The sequence below is a fragment of the Lentilactobacillus senioris genome (assembly GCF_026798195.1).
Classification (GTDB): domain Bacteria; phylum Bacillota; class Bacilli; order Lactobacillales; family Lactobacillaceae; genus Lentilactobacillus; species Lentilactobacillus senioris_A.
Genome location: NZ_JAPQEZ010000027.1, coordinates 1 through 1,236 on the forward strand (window position 1 = coordinate 1; position 1,236 = coordinate 1,236).

Annotated in this window: 1 protein-coding gene and 1 pseudogene; both read left to right on the plus strand. The window is 44.5% G+C overall.

The window, feature by feature from the left end:
- Window positions 1–54: 54 nt before the first annotated feature.
- On the plus strand, window positions 55–348 hold the full coding sequence (locus tag OXT66_RS09560; protein ID WP_268597051.1) for a type IV secretory system conjugative DNA transfer family protein: 294 nt from the start codon (window positions 55–57) through the stop codon (window positions 346–348).
- Window positions 240–1,236: pseudogene (locus OXT66_RS09565) on the plus strand (VirD4-like conjugal transfer protein, CD1115 family); the annotation flags it as partial. The gene OXT66_RS09560 and the pseudogene OXT66_RS09565, both read left to right, overlap by 109 nt.

The following is a 1,236-nucleotide window of genomic DNA, read 5'->3' on the forward strand; positions in this document are numbered from 1 at the left end:
AAATTCTCAAATCATTAGTGGATCGAGAAAAGTCAGCGAAGGGAGGAGATTAACATGAATGGCACCATTTTAGGGATCGTGGATAAACGGATTGTTTACCAGAATAATAGTACCAAACCCAACCGGAACATTTTTGTGGTCGGGGGCCCTGGATCATATAAGACCCAGTCAGTCGTCATTACCAACCTGTTTAACGAAACGGAGAACAGCATTGTGGTAACTGACCCGAAAGGTGANGTACCAAACCCAACCGGAACATTTTTGTGGTCGGGGGCCCTGGATCATATAAGACCCAGTCAGTCGTCATTACCAACCTGTTTAACGAAACGGAGAACAGCATTGTGGTAACTGACCCGAAAGGTGAATTATACGAAAAGACGGCCGGTATCAAACTAGCCCAGGGTTATCAAGTGCATGTCGTCAACTTTGCCAACATGGCGCACAGTGATCGCTACAATCCTTTTGATTATATTCAACGGGATATTCAAGCTGAAACCGTCGCCACGAAGATCGTTCAGAGTGAAAATGCCGAAGGCAAAAAAGACGTATGGTTCAGTACCCAGCGGCAACTTTTGAAGGCACTAATCCTGTTTGTTATGAACCACCGCGCGCCCGACCAAAGGAACTTGGCCGGTGTAACGCAAGTCTTACAAGAAAACGATGTGGAGGCCGAGGAAAAGGGCGCAGATAGTCCGTTAGACACCCTGTTTCTTGATCTAACCATGTCTGATCCAGCGAGACGCGCTTATGAGTTAGGGTTCAAAAAGGCCAAAGGCGAAATGAAGGCCAGTATTATTGAAAGCTTGTTGGCGACCATCTCGAAGTTCGTTGACAAAGAAGTGGCTGATTTTACCAGCTTTTCAGATTTTGATTTAAAAGAGATTGGCAACGACAAAGTTGTGCTATATGTGATTATTCCGGTGATGGATAACACTTATGAAAGTTTCATCAATCTATTTTTCTCACAATTGTTTGATGAATTATACAAATTAGCCGCCGATCATCACGCTAAATTGCCCCACCAAGTTGACTTTATCCTTGATGAATTTGTCAATTTAGGGAAGTTTCCCAAGTACGAAGAATTTCTAGCGACGTGCCGGGGGTACGGTATTGGCGTGACGACCATTTGTCAGACCTTAACCCAGCTACAAGCCTTGTATGGCAAGGATAAGGCCGAAAGTATCTTAGGTAATCATGCGGTTAAAATTTGCTTAAATGCCGCTAATGACGTGACCG